Genomic DNA, 18,938 nt, shown 5'->3' on the forward strand with positions numbered 1-18,938 from the left:
CATAGAAAGGAAGATTTTTATGCAGAAACTTTGGGGCGGACGCTTCACCAAATCCACAGACAGCTTCACAGACCATTTCCATTCCTCCATCGGCTTTGACAGCCGCATGTATCACGAGGACATCACCGGCAGTATGGCACACGCTGCCATGCTGGGCAAACAGGGCATTATTCCCCAGGAAGACGCAGACCTCATTGTGAAAACACTGGGTGAAATTTTAGAAGACATCGAAGCAGGCAAAGTGACTTTCGACGAAAAGGCGGAAGATATTCACATGAATATGGAAACCATCCTCATCAGCCGCATTGGCGACGTGGGCAAAAAACTCCACACCGGCAGAAGCCGGAACGACCAGGTGGCACTGGATACCCGTATGTATACCAAAAAAGAAATCACCGAAATCAAAGCTCTGGTGAAAAATCTGCTGGTGGAACTGAACACACTGGCAGAAGCCCACACAGAAACCATCCTGCCCGGTTATACCCATCTCCAGCGTGCACAGCCTGTGACACTGGCACATCATCTGCTGGCTTATGTGGAAATGTTCAAACGGGACTATGACCGCCTCTGTGACGCTTACAAACGGACAGACGTACTGCCTCTGGGCAGCGGCGCACTGGCTACCACCACCTATCCTTTAGACCGTTATTTCGTAGCGGAACAGCTGGGCTTCGCAGCCATTTCCGCCAACAGCATGGACGGGGTTTCCGACCGTGATTTCTGCGTGGAACTGGTTTCCGACCTTTCCATGCTCATGATGCACCTGAGCCGTTTCTGTGAAGAAATCATTCTCTGGAGCAGCCACGAATTCCGCTTCATCGAACTGGACGACGCTTACGCTACCGGTTCCAGCATCATGCCCCAGAAAAAGAACCCCGATATGGCAGAACTCATCCGTGGTAAGACCGGTCGTGTATACGGTCACCTCATGGGACTCTTGACCACACTGAAAGGTCTGCCTCTGGCTTACAATAAAGACATGCAGGAAGACAAAGAAGCCCTCTTTGACGCCATCGACACCGTAAAAATGTGCCTGCCTGTATTCACAAACATGATTGCGACCATGACTGTGAAGAAAGACAACATGCTCCAGGCGGCAAAAGGCGGCTTCACCAACGCCACCGACGCCGCAGACTGGCTGGTAAAACAGGGCGTGCCTTTCCGTGACGCTCACAGCATCATCGGCCATCTGGTGCTTTACTGCATCGAACACAACACCAATCTGGACGACCTTTCTCTGGAAGAATATCAGGCAATCTCTCCTGTATTCAACGAAAGCGTATACGACGCCATCAGCGTGAAACAGTGCGTGGAAGCAAGAAACGTCATCGGCGGCCCTTCCAAAGCCATGACCACAAAGGCCATTGCAGATAACAAAGCATATCTGGAAAAATTGTAATCGTAGGATTAAAAAAGCTGGAATCCTAGGATTCCAGCTCAGGGTGTCGAAAAAGTCGACACCCTGTCGTCAAAGGCTCATTTCATTCAAGCCTTTGACGAGTAGACAGAAGTATAAAGCCGAAGTTCCATCAACTAAAAGCCTTGAAACTTCGGCTTTTCCTCGTCGGAAGTGAATTCCGACTGCGGATTGAATTTGGGGAAACCACACCGCAAGAGATGCGGGCAGCCATTTATGGCTGACATTTGCGGAGCAAATGTGTTGACCCTTTGTTTCCCAAACCCTTCCGCGTTCTTGAAAATATGTAAAACATAGTTTTTCTACAGGCTGAAGCTGGAATCCTAGAATTCCAGCTTTCTTTGCTTTCTCATAAAACAGTTTATTTCTCTGCTTCCTCTTTGGTCAAAACCCCCTGTGTCACCACGATTTCCTCGCTGTTTTCCAGCTTTTGTCTGCTTTCTTCGTCCATCTCCTCCAAAGCATCGGAAAGCTGCGGGTCTGTGGTCAGTTCTTCATAGGATACCTTTTTCTGGGTTTCTTCCACCTGTTCTTTCTCGCCGCAGCCAGCCGCGGAGAAAGAAAGAAGCAACAGAATGGGTATGATTTTCATTATAGATTTCATAAGCCCTCCTAACACCACATTATTTATCTTATAGCATTATGAAAGCAGTATTTATTTTGTTTTTTTATTATCCAAAGTAACCAATGGACCACTGCTAATATACCCTTCAGGGGGAGTTACCGTACCCACTGCCTGAACTGTATACTCTGTCTTACTTTTAAGCCCATCAAAAGTATCATCTAAAGTAAATATTTTTACGTTATCATCATAGCCTCTATTAAATCCAACATACTTCCCATCTTTAACATCGTAAATACTCATGCTAATAGCCAATCTAGGGCATGTTATCGTTGATGCAAATGCTGTCGTATATTCTATAGAATCCTTGGTAGATGCTAATCCCATAACCAAAGATAACAGGCCATTGATATTGATTGCCCGATTTGTATTATCATTTGAATACAAATATCCTGATAAAGAAACTACATTTTCGAAATCTTTATTTCCCAATATGTCAACACCTGACTCAGTCATTACCGTATTCATATTTTCTTCAGAAGTTTCAGCAATTTCTTTTAACAATATTGAATGATATAATCGTTTTTCTGAATCTGTTAATGCGTCATACCCTTGTGGATCAAAATGTTGATACAAATCACCCCAAGTAGAATCAACAGAAGGTGTAAATGCATCTACTTCTACTTTATCCGTAGTTTCAGCAGCTTGTGCAATATAATTAGGGAAGACACAAATACTCATACATACTAATGACAACACCATACCAATACCTTTTGACAGCAACTTTTTCATGTTTACTCCTCCTTCTATAAATGTTATAATAGGGTAACTAAAGTTGCCCTATTATAACATTTATAGAAGGTATATGTCAACATATGTCATTTACAAAGATTTGAAACTCTCTCACATAATTACAAAAGAAAATATACAAAACATACCCGCCTTCTCAAAAACTCTTTTCCAGATGGTTAGATATATCGCTAAACCTATTATTATAGAACACTATATGAAAAAATAGACAGACACCGCTGTGACCTTTATCTGCCTACCATCAAAACACAGAGAAGGCTAGAACCCTTTCTATGACAAGGATTCCAGCCATATTTTTTCTATTTCCTTCCAAATGGCGCCCAAAGGAGCACCCCTGTCAGCAAGATGTATACCAGATAAACGCCATAAGTGACGCTGCTGCTCCAAGGAAAACTACCTGTGGGATGTCCCAGTGCATACACCACAAAACACACTGCCAGCACCAAAAGCAAAAGCCCCAGTTTCCGGCTTGTTTTTTTCGTCATCAAAATCCCTCCTATGCTTCAACTTGCAGTTTCCGCCAGGAAAACCACTGAGGAATGCCATCGACCTTATCATAATTTCCGTTCAGATTTTTATAAATGGCAACACAGTCCCAATTCCGTCCCGGATGTTTTTCATAAACGGAAATCTCTTTTGACAAATAGCCCTCATCAAAGGTATATGCTGTTTTTCTATGGTCTGCATCCCGAAAACGCACATAGACCCCATCAGAAACGGAAAATTCCTCCAAATGCATTCCTTCTGTCAAATATTCCGCCAAAAGGGCTGCCCCTTCTTCTTTGGTGAATATGGTTTCTTTCTCCGCCGCCAAAGCCGCCTGCACCTCCGGCAATGCCATCACATCTGCATGGAGGGTATGGTCTTTCTCAGAAAAAGCGATTTCTGGAAATTCCTCTTTGATTTCTGCTGCTGTCATGTCTGAGGGCTGAAACTGCACCACGCTGTAACGGCTGCTCATACGAAAGTCATAGGCAAGGCTCCCCACCAAAACAAATGACAGTATCACCATCAAGCAAATGCCAATCTTCTTCATACCACATTCCCCTTTCTATCGGAACAGACCGCCTACCCAAGAGAACCATGCATGTTTCCCAGTCCGCTTCACATAGGAATCCCCCCATGCTTCATAAGCGGCTGTATTGCGCCATCCATCCCAACGCTGTTCATACACCCAGATGATCTTCTGCATAGGCTGGGTTCCTGCGCCGTCAAAGGTATAGGAAATCCGTTTTTCCTCTCCCTGTTTGATGTCCAGATACACCTCATGATCCACTACATTAAATCCCGCAAGCAAATCGCCTTCTGCCAGAAAATCCGAAAGGAGGGCTTCCTCTTTTTCATTGGGTATACTTCCCCCGTCAGGCTGTGACAGGAGTTCCTGCACCTCCGGCAACCCCATCACATAATCCTCCAACTTTTCATCCTGCTCAGTGACAGCAATTTCCGGCATTTCCGCCAGAATTTCTTCTTTTGTCATGTCCTCTTTGACAAATATGGTCAGGCTCTCTGTTTTCTCCATATAAAACCAGCCTGCCGCCAGTGCCGCAATGACAAGAATTTCAATCCATATCTGCTTTTTCATGAGATTCCCCCTTAACCATGCCTTTCATCTATGCCCTTCTCCCCCGATGTCTTATTTTCAGCATAGCACAGCGGATGTATCTTTGACAAGCACATTTGTCCTTTTTACAGGCATAAAAAAAGAAGGGGAAATCCCTTCTTCTTTACCGAAACAGTTCCACCAGTTCCGCTGGTGTTTCTACCACAGCATCTGCGCCGCAGGCGGCAAATTCTTCCCGACTGCCATAGCCATAAAGGACGCCGATGGCTTCCACGCCCAAAGCGTGTGCCCCTTCGATATCATATTTTCGGTCGCCTACCATGGCAACGTCGCTTTTTTCTGCGTTCATCCGTTCCAGCACATAAGCCACGACTTTGGTCTTATTATCCCGCTGGGATGCAGGGTCATCACCGCCGATGACTTCAAAATAATCTGCCAGACCAAAATGAGTCAGGATGCGCACAGCGGTGCTTTCATGCTTAGATGTAGCAACGGCAAGGCGTTTGCCCATTTTCTTCAGTTCTTCCAGCATTTCTTTGACGCCCGGATAGACTGCGTTTTCAAAAAGCCCTACGGAGAAATATCTCTCACGGAACACAGCTACAGCGTTGTCGATTTCTTCTTCTGTTTTCATGCCGAAAGCGTCACGGAAGCTGTCCCTGAGGGGAGGTCCTACGATGAAGCCCAGTTTCTCCGCTTCCCAAACTTCTCTGCCTGTTTTTTCCTGCATATGCTGTACGGAGCGGATGATGCCCTCCGCGGAATCTGTCAATGTGCCGTCCAAATCGAACAGGACGATGTTCTGCTGCCATTTTTTCATGGTTCCCAATCCTTTCTCTTTTGCTTTCGTACTATTTTACACCCAGCTTCCCACCCTGTAAAGCTTCCCTTTTTCCTCATTTTTGGCTACACTGAAAAAAAGAAAAATTTTTTCAAAAAACTTTCGCAACTTTTTTGGCATCTCGTGCATCTAACAATCAGAAACACAAAATACTTCATCTTTTTCGGAGGAGATCCTATGAAAACCAAACGGGAAAAACAGACAGAAGACCTTCTCCTCAGTCAGTACAGCAGGTACTACCGATTGGCTTACAGCTACGTCCACAACGAGCAGGACGCCCTGGACATCGTGCAGGAAAGCGCCTACAAAGCCATGCGGGACTGCCGCAGCGTCCAGAACGACGCTTACCTCGGCACCTGGCTGTATCGCATCGTCATCAACACCGCTTTGGAATTTCTGCGGAAAAACAAGCGTGAAGATACGGTAGAGGAGGTGACAGAACCGCTGACAGCAGCCGTGGGGGATTACACCAATGAGCTTGCCCAGCTCCACAGCAAATGGGAACTGGAGGAAATGCTGGAACACCTCAATGACAGAGAGAAAAGCGTCATTATACTACGATTTTTTGAGGACTGTAAACTGGAGGACATCGCCCAAATCACAGGCGAAAACCTAAACACCGTCAAGGCACGGCTGTACCGGGCACTGCGAAAACTGCGGCCCGAAGCGGAGCAGAACAGAATTTAGAAAGGAGCGTCGGGGGTTATGAAAAAACAGGACGATCATAGAAGGGAGCCCATGGAAATGTGGAAAGAAGAGTATGACCAGATTCCCGTACCCCAGGAAGCAAGAGATAGAATAGAAGCAGGCATTATGAGAGCGAGATTAGAAAAGAAGAGGAGCGATCGTATGAAAAACATGAAACGTACCGGCGTGACCGCCGCAGCACTTGTACTCACATTCGGCATTGCCGTAAACGCCAGCCCCGTTGTGGCACAGGCCATGGACGGCATCCCCGTTATCGGCAGCATTGCAAGAGTGGTGACCATCCGCAACTACAACGAAAGTACAGACAACGGCATGATGGCTGACATCAGCGTGCCTCAGATCGACGGCAACGTGGCAGCCAACGCGGAAATGGACGCTTACGCAAAAGAACTGATTGCACGTTATGAAAAAGAAGTCGTTGCCCAGCTGGGTCAGGAAGAAGGCCACTATGCACTGGAATCCAGTTATGAAGTGGTTTCCGACAACGACAAATATGTGAGCATCCGCATCAACACTGTGGAAACCATGGCAAGCGGCGCTGAATTCGTTAAAATCTTTACTGTAGACAAAGCTACAGGTCAAACCGTATCTTTGAAAGACTATCTGAACAGCCCTGAAAAACTGGAAGCTGTGAGCCAGAACATCAAAGACCAGATGGCAGCACAGATGGCAGAAGATGAAGGCAAGGTTTACTTCACAGAAGGCGAAGTAGGCGGCTTCACAGGTCTGACAGGGGATGAAAACTTCTATCTGAACGAAGCTGGTGAACTGGTCATCGTATTCGGTGAATACGAAGTAGCACCTGGTTACATGGGTACTGTATCCTTCACCATTCCCGCAGATGTAACAAAATAACCACTTTCGAGGATATCCTTAGGGTGTCGAAGAAATCGACACCCTTTCGTCAAAGCCTCATTCCATTCAAGGCTTTGACGAGCAGACAGAAGATAAAAGCCAGAGTTCCATCAGCGAAACGCCTTGAAACTCTGGCTTTTTCCTCGTCGGAAATAAATTCCGACTGCGGATTCCAGTTGGGAAACCCCACACCGCAAAGAGATGCGGTCAACCATTTATGGCTGACATTTGCAGCGCAAATGTGTTAACCCTTGGTTTTCCAAACCTTTCCGCGTCCTTGGAATTATGATAATTATTCCACTCAAAATCAAAAGGCACGGCATTTCCTTTCTGGAAATGTCGTGCCTTTTTCTTTATTCCCCGCCCAGCAATACCGCCGCCAGAATTTCCGCCAACAGTTCCATGGCGTTATGTACTTCCTCTTTGGTATTGGTCTGAGCTCCCACTTCAATAAGGGTAGACCGGGGCAGCATATGCAGGCTGAAGCGATAAGCATTGAGATAGATTTTCCGGTTAAAGTCAGGAAATCTTGCCGCTGACTGGGTCTGCATCTGCAAACTGAACGCCAGATTATCGGAAACATAAGGATTATCCAGCCCGGGTGTGGGCACTGCCTGCCCGTTCTGGTTCAAACGGCACAGACCGTTGAAAAACATGATTTTCGCCGTCGGTTTCCCATTGACTTCCGTCACCAGATGGGTACCTTCGGGCACACCATCCCGATGCATATCGATGCAGACCTGAATGGAGGGATTTTCCTCCAAAATCTGCCGGATAGGCGGTTCCATACGTTCATAAGCCCCTGTGACCTGTCCTTTGCCATTGACCTGGTCGTACACCCCATCATGGTGGAGGACTTCAATGCCGTACTTTTCTTCCAGCAACTCCTTCAGATATTCCCCTGCCCCCCAGATGCCTTCTTCTTTCCCCTTAGACATGTCACTATCGGCAAAGCCTTCGGAAATATGGGTATGGAAAATGAGCACCTGTGGACCGTCCACGTCTGTATCTATGGTGAAATCCTTCGCCAGCGCGTCATTGACGTTGATGTCCGTAGGCAGCAGCATGGTACGGGAATCGGTGGTGTAATAAGTTTTCTGGAGATAGGAAAAATCCTGCATCCGCTCCACTTCCTCCCGGGGCAGATAGGCCGCTGCCACCTGTTCCTCCTCCTTGAATTTCAGGTCATCAATGCCGAAAAGCCCCGTTTCTTTGGCAGGCTCCTCCTCCACTTCTTCCGTTTCTCCTGTGGTGTCTGCGCCTTCCTCCCCTGTGGGTTCCGCCGCCGATACTTGTCCCGGCAAAATCTCCCGCATGGCAAAAGCCGCGCCGCCCATGGGCCAGAGCACAGGCAGCGCCAGCAAAAACACACAAACGCCCAGCAGATTCCGGCGCAGGAGCCGTTGATCCTTTTCTTTCTTCCCCATGGGCGTAACCTCCTTTCGGTCTGCAAATAGTTTATGCAGACAAAAAAGAGGTTAGAACGAAAAAAGCGGAAATACCTAAAGCAGATTCCCCTTAAGAAAACATTGATTTTCGTTTTCCTTCATTTCTTAAGGGGAACTGCAAAGGCCATCTTCAGAAGAAAACATACCTGATAAAATCCTGTATAAACAAGAAAGCTGAAATCCTCTATATAACAAGGATTTCAGCTTTTTGTTTTCTTATGAAGATGCTCCTAAAGGTACTTCCGCCTTTTTTAAAAACTCATTTCTTTTTTATTGACGATGCTGAGATATTCCCCCATGCAGCAGCCCATAACCACCACATTGCAGGTGAAACATTCCCAGTTTCCGTCTTTGTATTCCACAACCGCCCCGGAGAGGAAGCCATTCACTTTCCGCTTGCTGTCCTCGGCGTTTGTCTTGGGAAAGAGGGAAACAAATTCCTCCAGCGTACCGGAAAAAGCGATTTCCTTGGGCAATGTAGCGCCGCCGGTCATAAGCCAGCTTTCCACCTGACGGGCTGAGAGCATATGCCCCGCTTCCCCACCGGCTGCCAGCCACGCTTTCTGGGCTTCGTCGCTGCCGGAAAGGCAGACCAGAATCTCTTTTCCTTCTTTACGCAGGATGTCCAAAGTGTTCTGCAACATCCATTTCCCTCCTTATCTTTTCTCTATTACTTTGTTGCTTTTACTTTGATCCACAGTTCAGCCAGTTCTTTTTTCAGCACCTGGTTGTCTACGAAAACTTCGTCTTTTTCATAGCCGGCACGAGGCAGGTATGCTTCGTTATCCGCGAACAGACCGCCTTCGCCGCTCAGTTCATCCAGAACTTCCTGGTTGGAAGAAGCGTAGCCAACGTATTCGCTGTTGCCCAGAGATGCTTCATATGTCAGCACATAGTTGATGAATTCGTGTGCCAGTTTGGGGTTTTCTGCGTTTGCAGGGATAACCATCGCATCGCTCCACAGGTTTGTGCCTTCTGTAGGCATCCAGAAGCTCATGTCGGGGTTTTCTTCCAGAATGGTTGTTGCGTCGCCGCTGTAAACAACTGCGATGTCTTTTGTGCCGTTGATCATGCCGTCGATCACTTCATCAGTTACATAAACGGGTTCCATGGTGTTGTTCATATCCAGCAGCCACTGATAAGCTTCCTGAATTTCGTCCTGATTGTCTGTGTTCATGGAGTAGCCCAGTGCTTTAAAGGCCATCATGAAGGAGTCACGTTCGGAGTCATACACATAGATTTTGCCTTTGTAATCTGTGTTGTGCAGGATGCTGTAGCCCTGTTCTTCCACAACAGCAGGGTCTACGTTATTATGGTTGTAAACGATACCTACACTGCCCCAGAAGTAAGGTACAGAGTATGTGTTTTCAGGGTCATAAGGCAGATTTTTTACGCCTTCTGCCAGGTTAGAGATGTTGGGGATCAGGGACAGATCCAGTTCCTGGAGCATGCCTTCGTTGATCAGTCTTTCGATCATGTAATCGGAAGGAACCAGCACGTCATAGGAATCCCCAGCCTGCAGTTTGGTGTACATGGTTTCGTTGGAATCGAAGTATTCCACGATAACCTTTACGCCGAATTCTTTTTCAAAATTGGAAATCAGGTCTTCGCCCATGTATTCGCCCCAGTTGTAGAGCTTCAGGGTATCGGAACCATATTTTGCAACTGCGTCTTCCGCAGATGCACCTTCGCTGCTGCCGCCGCCGCAGCCTGCCAGCAGCATTACGCTTGCAAGAGCCATAGCAATCAATTTTTTCATACCTTTTTTCTCCTTTTCTCTTTAATGATGGGTACTACGTTGACAACGATCAACACAACCGTGATGATGGCAATGACCAAAGTGGACAATGCGTTGATGGAAGGGTTGACACGCTTACTCATGGTATACACCAAAATAGAAATATTGTTCACACCATTGCCGGTGACGAAATAAGAAATGATGAAATCGTCAAAGCTCATGGTGAAAGCAATCAGAGCACCGGAAACGATACCGGGCATGATCTGGGGCACAATGACTTTTGTCAATGCCTGCAAAGGTGTTGCGCCCAAATCCAGTGCCGCATCCGCCAGGTTCGGGTCCAAAGACCGCAGTTTGGGGGATACGGACAAAATCACATAAGGCGTACAGAACATAATGTGCGCCAACAGCAGTGTGGTAAAGCCTTTATTGATGCCCAATGCGCTGAAGAACATCAAAAGACCGATGGCTGTTACGATTTCCGGGTTCATGATGGGCAGGTTATTCACCTGTTCCACCACGTTGCGGAGGGCTTTCCGGGAACGGGAAAGACCGATGGCAGCCAATGTGCCTGCCACTGTGGAAATGATGGTTGCCAGAATGGCAATGACGATGGTATAAACCACCGACTGCATCATGGCGCTGTCAGAAAACATCTTTTCATACCACCGCAGTGAAAAACCGCTGAACTTTGTCAGGGAGCGGGAGTCGTTAAAGGAAAAGACGATGATATACAGTATGGGCAGATAGAAGAATAACGCCGTGATGCCCAAAATAAGTTTGGCGCCGATTCTGTGTCTTTTTTCTTCCACGGCTTATTCCCCCCTTCCGTTTGCTGCCGGGTCTGTGTCTACTTTTCTGGTCAGATACATGGAAATCATGATGATGACTGCCATGATCAGAGAGATGGCACTGCCGAAGTTCCAGTCGCCGCTGGTGAGGAACTGGGTTTCGATGACATTACCGATGAGGACATACTGTCCGCCGCCCAGCAGTTTGGGAATGAAGAAGCTGGACACCGCCGGCAGGAATACCAGTGTGATGCCGCTGAGAACGCCGGGCAGACTCAAAGGCAGTGTCACACGCAGGAAGCACTGCATGCGGTTTGCGCCCAGGTCGCTGGCTGCTTCCAGCAGGCTCTTATCCATTTTCGCCAGAGAGGTATGAATCTGCAAAATCATGAAAGGAATGAAGTTATAGACCATACCAAGTACCACGGCGAATGTGGTATACATCATTTTGAAAGGCCCGATGCCGAACAGTCCCAAAAAGCTGTTCAAAAGACCATCGTCCTGCAAAATGCCCACCCATGCGTAAGTACGCACCAGCATATTGATCCATGTGGGCAGTGTAATCATGAGAATCCAGAACATCTTGCTTTTTTCCGGTCCTGTCGCAATGGCATAAGCAATGGGATAGCCCAGAAGGACGCAGATGATAGTGGTGAATATTGCAATAATCAGGGAGCGCTTCAATACATCCAGGAATACGGCGTCACTGAAGAATCTGCCGAAGTTTTCCAGTGTGAAGCGGAAGGTGGTCACATCGTTGCCCTCTCCTGTGAATGCGTAAAGCAAAATCATCAGCATGGGCACAACGATCATAATGGCAATCCAGACCACGTAAGGATATACCATACTGCGAAACTGTCGCATTTTGCCGCCTCCTTTCCTTACTGCTCTCTGGACATGATATGAATGTCTTCGGGTTCAAAAATCAGACCAACTTCTTCCCCTACTTCATGTTTGTCCGTGGTATCTACCTTATATTCATACCCCTTAGTGGCAAAGGTTACATCGTAAATGCCGGGGGTGATGTTTTCGGGATCGAAGTCATATTTGACATCGGTGATTTCCACAGGCATATCGTCTTCCAGAGAGTATGCGGAAGCGTTTGCCCATGTTTTCAGGTCTGTATCCAAAGCGATGGATTCCTGAATTTCGTCTGCCTTTTTGAAGAAGTTCACAGCGAAGATATATTCTTCGTTTTCTTCACTGGTGACACGGTTTTCATCCTTCACGATCATGTTCACCGTTACGGATGTACCAGCCGCTGTGGAGAAGGTTACGGGGTAAGTGCCGTTTTCCTTTTTGATGTTGTACTTCACTTCTTTGATGGAAATAAGCTCGTCCTCATCGGGGTTCCACGCCTGGGCGTCGGCACGGGCGATGATGGTTGCTTCATCCAGTTCTTCTACGTCGTCCACATCCAGATAGAAGTCGTTGGCAGACATTTTTTCGTTTGCCCCTTCGTTGAATACAGGCTGGTCATTGGATACCTGCATTTTTACGGTGATTTCTGTACCCACTTTGGTTTCCACCATGGTTTCATAGTGTACGCCTTTGAACAGTACGGATTTGACAACGCCTTTCAGCTTGCCCTGTTCTCTGGGTACGATATCCAGGTCTTCGGGACGGATGACAACGTCAACCACTTCATTTTTCTCAAAGCCGTCGTCCACGCAGTCGAATTTTCTGCCTTCAAACATAACTTTGTAATCATCCAGCATGACACCTTCGATGATGTTACTTTCGCCGATGAAGTTTGCAACAAATTCATTGACAGGTTCGTTGTAAATATCTGTGGGGCTGCCGATCTGCTGGATTTCCCCGTCTTTCATAACAACGATCTTGTCGGACATTGTCAGAGCTTCTTCCTGGTCGTGGGTAACGAAAATGAATGTAATGCCTACTTCCTGCTGGATTTTTTTCAGTTCGTGCTGCATTTCCTGACGCAGCTTCAGGTCCAGTGCCCCCAGAGGTTCGTCCAGAAGCAGTACGCTGGGTTCGTTTACCAATGCTCTGGCGATGGCAACACGCTGCTGCTGACCGCCGGACATTTCTGTCACGTTCTTGTCAGCGAAATCTTCCAGATTCACCAGCTTCAGCATACGTTTTACTTTCTGTTCGATGATGTCCTTGGGTTCTTTTTTGATTTTCAGACCAAAAGCGATATTGTTATATACGTTCATGTGGGGGAACAGCGCGTACTTCTGGAATACGGTGTTGATTTCCCGTTTATAAGGAGGGATTTTGCTGATGTCCTCTCCGTCAAAGAGAACTGTTCCCTCGTTTGGTGTCAGGAAACCACCCAGAATACGCAGCAGAGTGGTTTTCCCGCAGCCGCTGGGTCCCAGCAGTGTCACAAACTCATTTTCATAGATGTCCAGATTGACACCTTTCAGTACCAGTTTGCCGTCAAATTCCTTGACGATATTTTTAAACTGAATCAGTTTCTTTTTCATCGGCGGCTACTCCTTTTTCTTGTCACTTTTTCAGAACAGCGGCGGTGTGGAAACCCAGATGACCTTTGCCGTTGTTTTTTTCTCATTTTTCAGATAATGGCGGTTTTTGCCGGAGAGATAGAATGTTTCCCCCTTGTGGATCACATGGCTCTCCTCGCCGCAGACCAGCGTCACGCAGCCCTCCGCCACATAGCCGAATTCCTCACCGCTGTGGGGGTCCATCACAAAGGATTCCCCACCCTGAGGCAATTCCACCATGATCGGTTCCATTTCGTTTTTCTGTGTATTGGGTACGATCCAATGCACCGTATAATTTTCCCGCTCATCCACAAAAAAGTCCTTTTTGTGGAAAACGATCTGCTCCTCCTTGTCCTCCCGGAAAAATTCCGAAAGACTGCTGCCCAAAGCCTCTACGATGTCGTTGAGGGTGGCAATGGAAGGAGAGGTCAGATTTCGCTCCATCTGGGAGAGAAATCCCTTTGTCAGCTCACTGCGGCTGGCCAGTTCTTCCAGCGTCAGACCCTTCTGAATCCTAAGCTGTTTGATCTTGTGGCCGATATCCATAAATAACACCTCGTTGTGTAGAAATACTAAACTTTCTGATTATTTTTACGAAACCTCAATCATTATACATCTTTTGTCATGAAAAGCAAGAGAAAATAAACAAAAAATTTCATTTATTAAACTTTTTGACATTTTGCGGCAAAAAGCCCTTCCAAAAGAAACCAAAATTGTACGGTTCCACGACAGCCGGAAAACCCAGACTTTACGCAGATTTTACAGAAACCAAGTGCAGGCGGAAGTTTTCCAATACCAAACGAAAATATCAGAATTTCTAAACTGCATTTTCCCCAAAAAACTGTCTTTGCACTGTCCCTTCTGGCACGCTGGACAGCCAAAAGAAAAATACTCATGAAAAAAAATCAGCAAATCCACTGTTTTTTTCTGTATTGATGAAAATACAATCTGTTTTTATATGCAAATTCACATGTTTTTTTATACATACAATTTATTTTGCGTGAATTTCGCACAAAAAATTCGCCTTTTCCCATGTACAAAAAGCCATACAATCCATGTCCGCCACCCATTGACAAACAAGCGTCTGATGTGGTTTCATAAGTATCAAATCTATTCCACAGATTGATACAAAAGAGAATGTTTATGATGAATGTAAGACACAAAGGAGGAAACAAGTATGGTGCGTTATGCGAAAAGAATGGAACAACTGACGAATTCCGATATCGGCGATCTGCTGAAACTGATTGCAAGACCCGATATTATTTCCTTCGCAGGCGGTCTGCCCGCAGCAGAACTGTTTCCCGTAGACCAGCTCCGTCAGGCGTGCGACGCTGTCATGGAGGAAATGGGGAAAGTAGCCTGTCAGTATTCTTCTACAGAAGGCTTCCCTGCACTGCGGGAAAAAATCGCTGAGCGAATGAAAGCCAAAAATAATATTGAAACGGATGCGGACCATATTCTGGTGACCAGCGGTTCTCAGCAGGGTCTGGATTTCTCCGCCCGTGTATTTGTAGATAAAGGTGACGTGATCCTGATGGAAAGCCCTTCCTATCTGGGTGCCATCAATGCTTTCAAAGCATGTGAACCTACTTTCATGGAAGTGCCTACAGACGAAGGCGGTATGGTGATGGAAGAACTGGAAAAAATTCTGGCAACCACACCTAACGTAAAGATGATCTATGTCATCCCCGATTTCCAGAACCCCACCGGCAGAACATGGACACTGGAACGCCGTCACAAATTCATGGAAATCATCAATAAATATGAAATCCCCGTTATCGAAGATAACCCTTACGGCGAACTGCGTTTTGAAAACGAAAACATGCCTGCTCTGAAATCTCTGGATACAAAAGGGCTGGTTGTATTCTTAGGTACCTTCTCCAAGATTCTGGTACCTGGCTATCGTCTGGGCTGGGTTTGCGCTTCCGACGAAATCCTGTCTATGTTTAACTTCATCAAACAGGGTGCGGACTTGCAGACACCTACCGTTACCCAGCTGGAAGCCAACAAATATATGGAAATGTTCGACCTGGACAAACATGTTGACACCATCCGCGAACTGTACAAACACAGACGTGACGTGATGATGAAAACCATGGAAGAAACATTCCCCAAAGAAGCAAAATTCACACACCCCGACGGCGGTCTGTTCACATGGGTAGAACTGCCCGAATACATCGACACCCGTAAAATGGCACTGCAGTGTCTGGAAAAGAAAGTTGCCTACGTTCCCGGCGGCTCCTTCTTCCCCAACGGCGGTCATGAAAACTGCTTCCGTATGAACTATTCCTGCATGCCTGACGACAAGATCGTAGAAGGCGTCAAAGCCATCGCAGAAGTCATCAAGGCAAACTTGAAATAATCTATCTTATTAAAGGATACACTAAGTCCTCCGCTGTGCCGCATACAGCGAAGGACTTTTCGTGTATAGCCTCGGCTGCTGCCCCTTCCCCTTTGGGCAGCGGCTATTTTTTTGCATCTGCGTTGTTTCTGACCGCCTCCCGTGTTAAAATACAGAAAACAACACACCCATTTTGAAGGAGGCTTTGCCATGAAACCCTCAGAACGCATACAACAATATCGAAAACCCCTGCTGATCGGCATGGTCCTGTTCAGCTGTATCGTAGGCGGCTGCCTGTTTCCCATCGTCAACTGCAACCCGGAAAACCCCGTGGAAACAAGTCTGGTCATGAAAACCATCATCCTGCTGTCTGTTTTCATATTTTATACAGAACTGGGCATGCTCCAAGCAGCCCTGTTTCCCAACGGCTCCATAGGCTTTGCGGCAGCCCTGAATCTGGGAATGACAGTCCTTGGGCTCATTTTCCGCTATCTGCTGGAATACGAGGAGGTTTCCAACACCTATAACTTCACGGCTGCCAATGTGGCACTGCATTTGTTTGCCCTGACCATTTTGCCCCTGATGACCTACATTTCCCGAAAACAAAAATCCTGATTGCAATTTCCAAAAGCTTTCTGCCTTCTGAGGCAGAGGGCTTTTTTTGTAAAAAAGGCAAAAGCTGTTATTTTTTTCGCAATCTTTTTTCTTTCTGCCCAATGCCTATTGGTAGAAAATTCCCTTTTTCCCAGAACTGTATAAAAAACCATACAATGTGACAAAAACCATTTCACACAAAACCTGCTGCACAGGCGAAAACGTGAAGAAATTCGTCTTTTTCCCAATTCTTTTGAGCAAAAATTAATAGCTTTCTTTTGAAAGTTCCCATTGACTTTGTGTATTATTTGTGTTTTAATAAAGAAAAGGGGTTATTTTTTAGTAATTTGTCTGATATGCCCTCCCTTTTCGGCAGCATGTCAGACAGCGACTTGAAACTATTATTTATCAATTTCTATTACATAAGGAGGAATTTTACATGGTACAGTATGCAAACAGAATGGATCTCTTAAAAGGTTCCGAAATCAGAGAATTGCTGGCGCTGACATCCAAACCCGACATCATTTCCTTTGCCGGTGGTATGCCCGCTCCTGAACTGTTCCCTTGTGAAGGCGTTAAACAGGCTTGTATCAAAGTTATGGACGAAGTTGGTCAGGTTGCTCTGCAGTATACATCCACAGAAGGTCTGCCTTCTCTGCGTGAAAAACTGGTTGCTAGAATGAAAGCAAAAAATAACATCGATACAGACATCGATCACGTGCTGATCACCAGCGGCTCTCAGCAGGGTCTGGATTTCTCCGCTCGTATCTTCCTGAACCCCGGCGACGTTGTTCTGCTGGAAAGCCCTTCCTACCTGGGTGCTGTAAACGCATTCAAAGCTTGTGAACCTAAATTCATCGAAGTTCCTACAGACGATGACGGTATGATCACAGAAGAACTGGAAAAAATCCTGGCTACAACAGAAAACGTAAAAATGATCTACGTTATCCCCGACTTCCAGAACCCTACAGGTAAAACATGGTCTCTGGAAAGACGTCATAAATTCATGGATATCATCAACAAATATGAAATCCCTGTAATCGAAGACAACCCTTACGGCGAACTGCGTTTCGAAGGCGAAAACATGCCTTCCCTGAAATCCCTGGATACCAAAGAACTGGTTGTATTCCTGGGCACATGCTCCAAGATCCTGGCTCCTGGTCTGCGTATCGGCTGGATCTGCGCATCCAAAGAAAACCTGGTTAAATACAACTTCATCAAACAGGGTGCTGACCTGCAGTCCTCCACAATCGACCAGCTGATCGCTGACAGATTCCTGGATATGTACGATCTGGACGAACACGTTGAAAAGATCAAAGACGTATATCGTAAGAGACGTGACGTAATGCTGAAAACAATGGAAGAAACATTCCCTAAAGAAGTGAAATTCACACATCCCGAAGGCGGTCTGTTCACATGGTGCGTACTGCCCGAATACATGGATGCAAAAGTACTGGCTCAGCAGTGCCTTGAAAAGAAAGTTGCTTACGTTCCCGGCGGCAGCTTCTTCCCTAACGGCGGCAAAGAAAACCACTTCCGTCTGAACTACTCCTGCATGCCTGAAGACAAGATCAAAGAAGGTATCACAAGAATTGCAGAAGTTCTGAAAGCGAACCTGAAATAAGTCTTCCCGGATCGAAGATTCATTCTAAAACAAGACAAAAGAGCGGATATCGCGAAAGCGGTATCCGCTTTTTTTTGTTTTTGGATAACGAAATGAGGGGACAAAAAAGCCGAAATCCTTATCATGCCAAAGGATTTTGGCTTTCTTATGATATTGAGATTTTATTTGATATATTACAGCCAGCTTTTGCACTTTCCCTTAAGAAATAAAACCAATGTTTTCTTAAGAGCAAGTTTCTTTTTTAATCCTACTTTTTTTGTATTGTTTTTTGCGAAAATGTGCTATAATAACGGACAAATATCTTTGTGCCGAAAACCCTTTGGCACTGATCTGAAAGGAGTGTATTTCCATGAAAGTGGCTTTGATACAAATGCAGGTAGCATCTTCCCCTGCTGAAAATTTACAGACAGCCCGCACCCATCTGAAAGACGCGGCAGCTGGCGGCGCGGACATTGCCGTACTGCCGGAAATGTTCTGTTGTCCTTACGAAACCCCCAATTTTCCCCGCTTTGCCCAGAAGGAAGGCGACGAAATCTGGCAGGCATTATCGGAAATGGCAAAGGAAAACAGCCTGTATCTGGTGGCTGGCTCTGTGCCCGAGGACGATGACGGCAAGACTTACAACACATCTTATGTATTCGACCCGGAAGGCAAATGCATCGCCAAACACCGGAAAGTCCATCTTTTTGACATCGACGTCAAAGGCGGCCAGCGTTTCATGGAATCGGAAACACTCACCGCCGGCGACAGCCTTACCACATTCGACACCCCATGGGGAAAAATGGGGCTGTGCATCTGCTACGACATTCGTTTTCCCGAATGGATGCGGCTTATGGCGCTGGAAGGAGCGAAAGCTGTTTTCATCCCTGCCGCTTTCAATATGACCACTGGTCCTGCCCACTGGGAACTGTCTTTCCGGGCACGGGCGCTGGATAACCAGATTTATCTCTTTGGCTGCGCTCCTGCAAGGGACATGGATGCATCCTATCATTCCTGGGGGCACTCCATTGCCACAAACCCTTGGGGCGAAGTCATGGCACAATTAGACGAAACAGAAGGCATTCTCTTTGCCCATGCGGATTTTCAACGGGAAGATGCCATTCGCGACCAATTGCCCCTGCTCCGCCACCGCCGTGTGGACTTGTACGAGCTGCGGGAAATCAAGAAATGAGGT

19 protein-coding genes and 1 pseudogene are annotated in these 18,938 nt (G+C 46.6%); 7 read left to right on the forward strand and 13 right to left on the reverse strand.

The annotated features are described in order from the left end of the window. The first annotated feature begins 19 nt into the window (after positions 1-19). Positions 20-1,399 carry an argininosuccinate lyase gene (argH, locus tag BUB35_RS01085; protein WP_072848144.1) on the forward strand — a complete coding sequence of 460 codons (1,380 nt, stop codon included), beginning with the start codon at positions 20-22 and terminating at the stop codon, positions 1,397-1,399. Positions 1,400-1,778: 379 nt separating this feature from the next. On the opposite strand, the gene BUB35_RS01090 is transcribed toward argH, so the two are convergent. From BUB35_RS01090 to BUB35_RS01115, 6 genes are all read right to left on the reverse strand, one after another. Next, positions 1,779-2,021 carry a hypothetical protein gene (locus BUB35_RS01090; RefSeq protein ID WP_072848147.1) on the reverse strand — a complete coding sequence of 81 codons (243 nt, stop codon included), beginning with the start codon at positions 2,019-2,021 and terminating at the stop codon, positions 1,779-1,781. Between the two features lie 51 nt (positions 2,022-2,072). Continuing rightward, positions 2,073-2,771: a hypothetical protein gene (locus tag BUB35_RS01095; RefSeq protein ID WP_072848149.1), complete on the reverse strand. Its 699-nt coding sequence runs from the start codon at positions 2,769-2,771 to the stop codon at positions 2,073-2,075. Positions 2,772-3,088: 317 nt separating this feature from the next. Further along, entirely contained in the window at positions 3,089-3,274 is a 186-nt protein-coding gene (locus BUB35_RS01100; protein ID WP_072848151.1) for a hypothetical protein, read from the reverse strand. Between the two features lie 11 nt (positions 3,275-3,285). After that, entirely contained in the window at positions 3,286-3,825 is a 540-nt protein-coding gene (locus tag BUB35_RS01105) for a hypothetical protein (RefSeq protein ID WP_072848153.1), read from the reverse strand. 15 nt (positions 3,826-3,840) lie between these two features. Then, complete coding sequence (locus BUB35_RS01110) at positions 3,841-4,374, reverse strand: hypothetical protein (RefSeq protein WP_072848156.1); 534 nt, start codon at positions 4,372-4,374, stop codon at positions 3,841-3,843. Positions 4,375-4,516: 142 nt separating this feature from the next. Next, positions 4,517-5,173, reverse strand: coding sequence for an HAD-IA family hydrolase (locus BUB35_RS01115; RefSeq protein ID WP_072848158.1), 657 nt, complete (start codon positions 5,171-5,173; stop codon positions 4,517-4,519). A 198-nt stretch (positions 5,174-5,371) separates the two neighbouring features. On the opposite strand from BUB35_RS01115, the gene BUB35_RS01120 reads away from it, so the two are divergent. Both BUB35_RS01120 and rsiV read left to right on the forward strand, forming a co-directional pair. Further along, on the forward strand, positions 5,372-5,881 hold the full coding sequence (locus BUB35_RS01120) for an RNA polymerase sigma factor (protein ID WP_072848161.1): 510 nt from the start codon (positions 5,372-5,374) through the stop codon (positions 5,879-5,881). Positions 5,882-5,899: 18 nt separating this feature from the next. Continuing rightward, entirely contained in the window at positions 5,900-6,757 is an 858-nt protein-coding gene (rsiV, locus tag BUB35_RS01125) for an anti-sigma-V factor RsiV (RefSeq protein ID WP_072848164.1), read from the forward strand. A gap of 353 nt (positions 6,758-7,110) precedes the next feature. Here rsiV and BUB35_RS01130 read toward each other — a convergent pair whose 3' ends face one another. The 7 genes and pseudogenes from BUB35_RS01130 to BUB35_RS01160 form a co-directional block, all read right to left on the reverse strand. Beyond that, on the reverse strand, positions 7,111-8,184 hold the full coding sequence (locus BUB35_RS01130) for a stage II sporulation protein P (RefSeq protein ID WP_072848166.1): 1,074 nt from the start codon (positions 8,182-8,184) through the stop codon (positions 7,111-7,113). 272 nt (positions 8,185-8,456) lie between these two features. After that, positions 8,457-8,849, reverse strand: a complete 393-nt coding sequence (locus tag BUB35_RS01135; RefSeq protein ID WP_072848168.1) for a hypothetical protein — start codon at positions 8,847-8,849, stop codon at positions 8,457-8,459. Positions 8,850-8,875: 26 nt separating this feature from the next. Then, the gene (locus BUB35_RS01140) at positions 8,876-9,964 is read right to left on the reverse strand and encodes an ABC transporter substrate-binding protein (protein ID WP_072848170.1); all 1,089 of its coding nucleotides are present in this window, start codon (positions 9,962-9,964) and stop codon (positions 8,876-8,878) included. Further along, positions 9,961-10,755, reverse strand: coding sequence for an ABC transporter permease (locus BUB35_RS01145; protein ID WP_072848172.1), 795 nt, complete (start codon positions 10,753-10,755; stop codon positions 9,961-9,963). The genes BUB35_RS01140 and BUB35_RS01145 overlap by 4 nt, the downstream gene beginning before the upstream one ends. A gap of 3 nt (positions 10,756-10,758) precedes the next feature. Continuing rightward, complete coding sequence (locus BUB35_RS01150) at positions 10,759-11,598, reverse strand: ABC transporter permease (RefSeq protein WP_072848174.1); 840 nt, start codon at positions 11,596-11,598, stop codon at positions 10,759-10,761. 581 nt (positions 11,599-12,179) lie between these two features. Next, positions 12,180-13,187: pseudogene (locus BUB35_RS20050) on the reverse strand (ABC transporter ATP-binding protein); the annotation flags it as partial. A 30-nt stretch (positions 13,188-13,217) separates the two neighbouring features. Continuing rightward, positions 13,218-13,751 (reverse strand): helix-turn-helix domain-containing protein, encoded by a 534-nt coding sequence (locus BUB35_RS01160; protein WP_022255906.1) that lies wholly within the window; start codon positions 13,749-13,751, stop codon positions 13,218-13,220. 631 nt (positions 13,752-14,382) lie between these two features. On the opposite strand from BUB35_RS01160, the gene BUB35_RS01165 reads away from it, so the two are divergent. The 4 genes from BUB35_RS01165 (at position 14,383) to BUB35_RS01185 (ending at position 18,935) form a co-directional block, all read left to right on the forward strand. Next, positions 14,383-15,567 (forward strand): aminotransferase-like domain-containing protein, encoded by a 1,185-nt coding sequence (locus BUB35_RS01165; protein WP_072848178.1) that lies wholly within the window; start codon positions 14,383-14,385, stop codon positions 15,565-15,567. 189 nt (positions 15,568-15,756) lie between these two features. Beyond that, entirely contained in the window at positions 15,757-16,161 is a 405-nt protein-coding gene (locus tag BUB35_RS01170; RefSeq protein WP_072848180.1) for a hypothetical protein, read from the forward strand. 418 nt (positions 16,162-16,579) lie between these two features. After that, on the forward strand, positions 16,580-17,764 hold the full coding sequence (locus BUB35_RS01180; RefSeq protein ID WP_072848184.1) for an aminotransferase-like domain-containing protein: 1,185 nt from the start codon (positions 16,580-16,582) through the stop codon (positions 17,762-17,764). A 349-nt stretch (positions 17,765-18,113) separates the two neighbouring features. After that, complete coding sequence (locus BUB35_RS01185; protein ID WP_072848186.1) at positions 18,114-18,935, forward strand: carbon-nitrogen hydrolase family protein; 822 nt, start codon at positions 18,114-18,116, stop codon at positions 18,933-18,935. The last annotated feature ends 3 nt before the right edge of the window (positions 18,936-18,938 follow it).

It is taken from the genome of Anaerotignum lactatifermentans DSM 14214, from assembly GCF_900142265.1.
Taxonomy (GTDB): domain Bacteria; phylum Bacillota; class Clostridia; order Lachnospirales; family Anaerotignaceae; genus Anaerotignum; species Anaerotignum lactatifermentans.

Bases quoted from the DNA above. Each gene is read 5' to 3' on its own strand.
- argH (WP_072848144.1), top strand. From the start codon at position 20: ATGCAGAAACTTTGGGGCGGACGCTTCACCAAATCCACAGACAGCTTC.
- BUB35_RS01090 (WP_072848147.1), bottom strand. From the start codon at position 2,021: ATGAAATCTATAATGAAAATCATACCCATTCTGTTGCTTCTTTCTTTC.
- BUB35_RS01095 (WP_072848149.1), bottom strand. From the start codon at position 2,771: ATGAAAAAGTTGCTGTCAAAAGGTATTGGTATGGTGTTGTCATTAGTA.
- BUB35_RS01100 (WP_072848151.1), bottom strand. From the start codon at position 3,274: ATGACGAAAAAAACAAGCCGGAAACTGGGGCTTTTGCTTTTGGTGCTG.
- BUB35_RS01105 (WP_072848153.1), bottom strand. From the start codon at position 3,825: ATGAAGAAGATTGGCATTTGCTTGATGGTGATACTGTCATTTGTTTTG.
- BUB35_RS01110 (WP_072848156.1), bottom strand. From the start codon at position 4,374: ATGAAAAAGCAGATATGGATTGAAATTCTTGTCATTGCGGCACTGGCG.
- BUB35_RS01115 (WP_072848158.1), bottom strand. From the start codon at position 5,173: ATGAAAAAATGGCAGCAGAACATCGTCCTGTTCGATTTGGACGGCACA.
- BUB35_RS01120 (WP_072848161.1), top strand. From the start codon at position 5,372: ATGAAAACCAAACGGGAAAAACAGACAGAAGACCTTCTCCTCAGTCAG.
- rsiV (WP_072848164.1), top strand. From the start codon at position 5,900: ATGAAAAAACAGGACGATCATAGAAGGGAGCCCATGGAAATGTGGAAA.
- BUB35_RS01130 (WP_072848166.1), bottom strand. From the start codon at position 8,184: ATGGGGAAGAAAGAAAAGGATCAACGGCTCCTGCGCCGGAATCTGCTG.
- BUB35_RS01135 (WP_072848168.1), bottom strand. From the start codon at position 8,849: ATGTTGCAGAACACTTTGGACATCCTGCGTAAAGAAGGAAAAGAGATT.
- BUB35_RS01140 (WP_072848170.1), bottom strand. From the start codon at position 9,964: ATGAAAAAATTGATTGCTATGGCTCTTGCAAGCGTAATGCTGCTGGCA.
- BUB35_RS01150 (WP_072848174.1), bottom strand. From the start codon at position 11,598: ATGCGACAGTTTCGCAGTATGGTATATCCTTACGTGGTCTGGATTGCC.
- BUB35_RS01160 (WP_022255906.1), bottom strand. From the start codon at position 13,751: ATGGATATCGGCCACAAGATCAAACAGCTTAGGATTCAGAAGGGTCTG.
- BUB35_RS01165 (WP_072848178.1), top strand. From the start codon at position 14,383: ATGGTGCGTTATGCGAAAAGAATGGAACAACTGACGAATTCCGATATC.
- BUB35_RS01170 (WP_072848180.1), top strand. From the start codon at position 15,757: ATGAAACCCTCAGAACGCATACAACAATATCGAAAACCCCTGCTGATC.
- BUB35_RS01180 (WP_072848184.1), top strand. From the start codon at position 16,580: ATGGTACAGTATGCAAACAGAATGGATCTCTTAAAAGGTTCCGAAATC.
- BUB35_RS01185 (WP_072848186.1), top strand. From the start codon at position 18,114: ATGAAAGTGGCTTTGATACAAATGCAGGTAGCATCTTCCCCTGCTGAA.